Raw genomic sequence first — 6,708 nt, forward strand, 5'->3', positions numbered from 1 at the left:
CTAAACTCAGTAGGTGCCACTACGGCTGTTTTGGTAGATGGAATTGTTCCAACGGTAACGAGTGTAAGTTCAACCAAAGCTGATGGTGCTTATAAAGTAGGAGAGGTAATAGGAATAACAGTAACTTTTAGTGAGGCTGTTGACATGAACTTAAGCTGTGGAGGATCACCTTACATTACATTGGAAACAGGAGGCACAGATAGAGATGTTGATTATTCAAGTGGCAGCGGAACAAATACATTAACGTTCAACTATACAGTTCAGGCTGGCGACACAAATTCAGACCTTGATTATGTAGCAACAACCTCATTAGTATCTAATGGATCAATTGTAACCGATGCAGCAGGTAACGATGCAGTTTTAACATTACCAGTACCAGGAGCTGCCAATTCATTGGGAGCGAATAAAGCGATAGTAATTGACGGTATAGCCCCAACCCTCACCTCAGTAAGTTCTACGAAGGCCGATGGCAGTTATGGATTAGGAGAATCGATACCGATAACAGTTACTTTCGATGAAGCAGTAACGGTAACCGGCACCCCACAGTTGGAGCTGGAAACCGGAGCAGTAGACCGTAAAGTGGACTACAGTTCAGGTACAGGCACAAACACCTTGACTTTCAATTATACCGTTCAGATGGGTGATGAATCAGCAGATTTAGATTACAAAGCGACCAACGCATTGACCTTGAATGGTGGAACGATCAAAGATGCAGCAGGCAATGATGCCACCTTAACCTTGGCAGCTCCGGGAGCAGCAAACTCATTGGGCAACAATAAAGCCTTGGTGGTTGAAGCCTTCCCAACAGTAACCTTATCTGTAGGAAGCACAAGTATAGCCGAAGCCTCAGGAACCTCAACGGTGACGGCCACTTTATCCGCCATATCGAGTCAAGATGTAACGGTAAGTTTGGCTTACTCAGGAACAGCGACTAGTGGTACGGATTATAACAATACTGCCAGCACAAGCATCACCGTTCCGGCAGGTAATTTATCGGCCAATGCAGCAGTGGGTGTTACAGCCACTCAAGACGCCAGTCCAGAAACCAATGAAACGATCATTATAGACATTACCGGGGTTACAAAAGGAACCGAGAACGGCACACAACAACAAACGATCACGATTACCGATGACGATACACCAAACGTTTCATTTACGAATACCACATCATCGGGATTAGAAAGCGTAAGTTCAGCCAATATGACGGTAGACCTGAATATTGCCAGTGCTCTGACGGTAACGGTAAATTATACAGTAACAGGAACAGCCAGTTCAGGGACAGATTATACCTTGGCCAATGGAACGTTGACCTTCAATCCAGCCGATGTACAAGAGACGATTACCATAGCAGGAATTGTAGACGATGCGATTTTAGAGTCTAATGAGACGGTGACTGTTACCTTGTCGAATCCAAGCAATGCAAACCTTGGAACGAACACGGTACATACCTATACCATTACCGACAATGATGCAGCAGCAGTAACAATAGCCGATGTAAGCGGATCAGAAAACGGAGGAGCGATTACATTGACCGCAACTTTGGACAATGCAGTACAAGGCGGTTTTACGGTAGAGGTGAGCACAGCCGATGGCACAGCCACAACAGGGGACAGTGATTATACAGCAATCACCAGTCAGACTTTGACCTTTGCAGGAACAGCAGGCGAGACCCAGACGTTTACCATTACTCCAACCGCAGATACGAAGTTGGAAGACAATGAAACAGTAACGATCAGCCAAGGGAATCTGGCAGGAACCACACTATCAGTAGACATCACCGATGGTGCCACCGTAACGATCAATAATGACGACAATGCTTCAGTAACAATAGCCGATGTAAGCGGATCAGAAAACGGAGGCGCGATTACGTTGACAGCTACTTTGGACAATGCAGTACAAGGAGGCTTTACGGTAGATGTAAACACAGCAGACGGCACCGCCTTGGCAGCAAGTGACTATACAGCAATCACCAGTCAGACTTTGACCTTTGCAGGCACGGCAGGCGAGACACAAACCTTTACGGTAACACCAACCGATGATGCGGTAGAAGAATCTACAGAAACCTTGACGGTGAGCATGAACAACCTGTCAGGCACAACGCTGGGAGTAACCATTACCGACAATGCCACCCTCACCCTTACCGATGACGATGACAACACAGCTCCAAGTGGCTTTACGATCACGCTAAGCGATGCATTGATAGCCGCTTCAGAAACAGCGACTACTAAGTTTACCTTTGCAGGCGCAGAAGTTGGTACAACATACAACTATACAGTAAGCTCCAATAACGGAGGAGCCAATGTAACAGGCACTGGAACAATAGCGACAGCGACTGATCAAATTACAATCAATGACCTGTCGGGACTGAACGATGGCACGCTGACCTTATCAGTAACATTAACTGATGGAAGTAGCAACACGAGTTCTGCCCAAACCGCTACCAGTCAACTAGACAAAACGGCTCCAGCCGCCCCAGTGGTGACAGGAGTAAGTGCAGACAGTGGCAGTAGCTCAAGTGATGGCATCACTAGCGATACCACCCCAGATGTAAAAGGAACGGCAGAGGCCAATGCAACCATAGAAGTTTTTGTAGGAGGCAACAGCGTAGGCACAACAAGCGCAGACGGATCAGGAGACTGGACGTTGGCTTATAGTGGAGTTAATCCATTAGCAGACGGAACAATCTCGGTAACCGCCAAAGCTACCGATGCAGCGGGTAATACCAGCACAGCAAGCACTGCGGTCAATGTTACGATTGACGCTACCGCCCCAGCCGCCCCAGTGATTACGTCCATTACACCAGACTCAGGAACGAGTACTACCGATAAGATTACCAATGACCAGACCAACCTTACCATAACAGGAACAGGCGAGGCCAACTCACAACTGGAGATTACGGTAAATGGAGTCACCTATTCAGGATTACCAGTAGACGGTTCAGGGAACTGGTCAATCGCAGTAGGCGCGATATTGGGTACAGACGGTACCTATCCGGTAACGGCAACAGTAACCGATGCAGCAGGCAACCAAAGCGCAGCCTCTGCAGCGTTTAGTATCATTTATGATACCACGGCACCAGCCGCTCCAACCGTAGACCTAAATGCAGCGTCAGACTTAGGACAAAGCAATACAGACAACATCACGCATTATAATGCTACAGATGGACTGATGCTCTCAGGCACAGCCGAGGCCAATGCTGCGATAGAGTTGAGCCTAACGTATAATGGAACCACCTTCTCAGGACTTACGGCAGCCGCAGACGGATCAGGCAACTGGACTTTCGATGCAGGCGCAATAGTATCAGGCATATTAGCAGATGGCACGGTGAACAACCTTGTGATCAATGCCCAAGCCACCGATGCAGCCGGCAACCAAGGAGCAGCCGGCACACTGACTGTAGTGCTGGACCAGCAGATGACAGCCACGCTTAGCCCATCCGACAACGCGATAGACATTCTACCATCAGCCAATTTAACCATGGCCTTTGGCGAAGACGTATTCAAGGGAACAGGCAATATTACGATCAAGAAGAAGTCGGATGAAAGTACCATAGAAACGATACCAGTCAGCGCAGTAACCATCAGTTCAGGCACAGTCACGATTGACCCAGTCAACCTGATTTTACCACCAGCCACAGAGTTCTATATAAACATAGACGCAGGCGCACTGACCGATATAGCAGGCAACAGCTATGCAATCAGCAACAATACCGACTGGAGCTTTACAATTATCGCCTCATCGGTAGTAACGAGCGTAGCCGTACCAGCCAATGCCACCTATAAGATCGGAGACGAGCTAGACTTTACAGCCAGCTTCACGCTTCCGATTACAATCACAGGCACGCCAAGCATACCAGTGACGATAGGAGCAAGCACGAAAACAGCGAACCTAAAAGCAGCAGTTAACAACAGCAACACAGCCATCTTCAGTTACACCATAGCAGAAGGCGACTTAGATACTGACGGCATAGCACTCGGTACAGCGATCAACTTGAACGGAGGCACGATCAAAGATCAGTTTGGCACAGATGCACAACTGGCCTTGAACAATGTAGCCGCCACAACAAGCATCAATGTAGACGGAGTTAGACCAGTACCAACGCTAACAACATCAGCAACTACACTTGTTAATGGCAAGTTCACTGTAGAATTTACCTTCAGCGAAGCGGTAACAGGCTTTACTTTGGCCGACATTACAGTAGCCAATGGTACAGCCAGTAATTTTACCACCATCACGGCAGGTACCAAATGGTCGGCAGAGATTACGCCAACAGCAGATGGAACAGTAAGCGCAAGCTTGGCCGCAGGGGTGGCCAACGACAACGCAGGCAATGCCAGTGTAGCAGGAGCGGCAGTAAGCAAAACCTATGATGGCACAGCACCAACAGCAATCAGCCTGACTAGAAAAACCGCCAATCCAATCCTTACTGCAAGCGCAGGCTTTAGGGTGACCTTCTCAGAAGAGGTGACAGGCGTAGACCTCACCGACTTTGAAGTGATCTTGACAGGCACTGCAACAGGCACACTAAACGCAATCACCCAAGTAGACGCCAAGACCTATGATGTTACCGTAACCGGTATATCAGGCCAAGGCAGCATTGGACTGAACCTGAAAGATGATGACAGCATCATTGATGCCGCGAACAATCCATTGTCAGGAGCACTTACAGGAGAGGTGTATGTGACCAATATGCTACCGACCGACATTGCACTTGCCCCATCAGCCATAGATGAGAACAATGCCTTGAGTGCCGAAGTAGGAACACTGAGCACCACAGACACAGACGCTACTGACACCCATACCTATAGCCTAATTGCAGGCACAGGAGACACGGACAACGGCAGCTTTATGGTAGCAGGCAACAAGCTGTTTGCAGGCGCTGCTTTCAATCATGAGGTAAAAGACAGCTATAGCATCAGACTTCAAACCGAAGACAACAATGGTGGCCGCTTTGAAAAAGCCTTTACCATCACCATCAATGATGTAAACGAAGCCCCGACCGACATGAGTTTGAGCAATAATGTGATAGACGAAGCAGATGATGCAGGCGTATTGGTGGGCACAATGGCCTCAGTAGACCAAGACGCAGCAGAAACCTTCACCTACACCCTTGCAACAGGCACAGGCGATGACAACAACCTGCTGTTCACCTTTACCGGAGACGAGCTGAGAACCGCCACCCCGATCAACTTTGAGAGCAATACTACACTCTCCATTAGGGTGAAGGTGACTGACTCAGGAGGCTTGAGTTATGAAGAAGTGTTCAGCATTACAGTGAACAATGTAGAGTTAGAAGAGATCAGAGACTTTACCAAAGATGCCCCAGATGCAAGGATCAAGAACTTCTTCTCACCAAACGGAGACGGAATCAATGACCTATGGGTGATCGATGATATTTTGGACAACCCGATTAACGAAGTAAAAGTGTTCTCCCAAAACGGAACGCTGATCTTTAGTGAGCGCAACTATAAAAACACATGGGATGGCACCTACAAAGGCGAAGCCATACCGCCAGGCACCTATTACTACGAGATCAATGTGTACAATGGCGAGCAGATCGTGAGAGGATTTTTGACCATCATAAGAACAAAGAATTAAGATGATGAAAGCATCAAACAAGAATATAGCAATCCGATTTACCCTAGTATTATTAGCACTGGCCCTATGGGCAAGTGAAGGGATGGCACAGCAAGTGCCGCTTTACAACCAGTACTTCCACCGCGCCACTTTGGCTTATCCCTCAACGTCCGCCTTTGGAACAAAACCCGAACTGTCGGTAGTATATCGCAGGCAGTTTTCGGACTTAGAAGGAGCGCCAGAGAGTTTTGCAGTAGCCTTCCAAAACCCATTAGGAGAAAGGATGGGCTTTAATGTCAATGTAGTAGGCAACAACATTGGCTTTATTCGCCAAACCAAAGTACAAGGAGGCTTTGGTTACGCACTGCTCAACCAATCATCCCACAAGCTATCGGTAGGTGCCATGCCAAGCTTATCCTTTTTCGGTATTAATGAAGACGTAGTTAGCCCAGAATCCTTCAATGACCCCACCCTTCAGAACCTAATTGGCAATAACGGGACGGCTTTGAGTGTAGACTTTAGTCTGAGCTACCGCTACAACAACTTTGGAGTAGATGTAGCAGTACCCAATGTAGTGAACGAAAGCCTGTCGGACGATGAGTACATCCAGATCAACGAAGACAACGTGCCCGACTATATTGCAGGAGCACATTACCGCTTCGCCCTGAGCAATGATGTATACCTCACCCCGAACGTAACTTGGAGGTACAGAGAAGTAATCGGCAGCGAGTTTGACATCCTTGCCAGAATGGAGTACAAGAACAAGTTCGAAGCCAGTGCAGGTTACAGGGACAATTACGGTCCAACCTTAGGCGCAGGCATTTATATCAACCCGAATATCTTGTTTGTGTATAACTATGACTTTGGTAAAGCCGATGTCCCTTTCCTCTCAGACGGACTGAGTGAATTTGGTCTTCACTTTTCTTTTGAGAAGAACCAGAACAAACAGCAAGAAAGATATGCCCAAGGCGAAGCGATCTTAAACCAGATCAGGGCCGATAATATTTATGACAGAAACATGATACCACAGAGCGAGCAACGTTTGGTGGTAGATTACCTGGCTTCGCTAGAAAGCACAGGCAGCAAGAAAGAAAAGCTAGAAAGAGCAGACGCCCGCTTTGATGAAATCCT

The 6,708-nt window shown here is 47.7% G+C and carries 2 protein-coding genes; both read left to right on the forward strand.

The window, feature by feature from the left end; translation table 11 throughout:
* On the forward strand, nucleotides 1-5,598 hold a 5,598-nt coding region (locus tag MB14_RS07070; RefSeq protein WP_132644160.1), incomplete at its 5' end, for an Ig-like domain-containing protein.
* A 1-nt stretch (nucleotide 5,599) separates the two neighbouring features.
* Nucleotides 5,600-6,708, forward strand: a 1,109-nt coding sequence (locus MB14_RS07075; RefSeq protein WP_062590890.1) for a PorP/SprF family type IX secretion system membrane protein, incomplete at its 3' end; no start/stop codon positions are given.

The sequence above is a fragment of the Roseivirga ehrenbergii genome (genome assembly GCF_001593005.1).
Lineage (GTDB): Bacteria > Bacteroidota > Bacteroidia > Cytophagales > Cyclobacteriaceae > Roseivirga > Roseivirga ehrenbergii.